Genomic DNA, 327 nt, shown 5'->3' on the forward strand with positions numbered 1-327 from the left:
CATTGCTGCTCCATCAGAATCTGACGGTGCCACAGCGGCACTCGTCGGTCCGGTGATCGGAGCGTAGGGGCAGCTCACCGGCCCTGACGAGATGATGATGAGCCAAACTTACCGGCGGGTAATCTGGCTACACCGTGCCTGCCCAGGAGTGGGTTGCGCGACGCTCCTCCAGCCCGATCGCCAACAGACTTACGCCGTCCAGGACAATCTCGTCCACATCCTCCAGGTCCTCCGGCGCCTCCAGGCCCTGCTCCAGAAGACGCATCGCGTGTCCGCTGATTGCCGTCCCCCAGTCACCGAGCTGAGAGGCCGACAATTTCCTCGTAC

Annotated in this window: 1 protein-coding gene; it reads right to left on the reverse strand. The window is 63.0% G+C overall.

Going from position 1 to position 327, the window contains the following annotated elements; translation table 11 throughout:
• Positions 1 to 127: 127 nt before the first annotated feature.
• Positions 128 to 327 (reverse strand): hypothetical protein (locus UK12_RS44105; RefSeq protein ID WP_231591515.1); only part of this gene is annotated, 200 nt, incomplete at its 5' end.

The sequence above is a fragment of the Saccharothrix sp. ST-888 genome (genome assembly GCF_000955975.1).
GTDB lineage: Bacteria > Actinomycetota > Actinomycetes > Streptomycetales > Streptomycetaceae > Kitasatospora.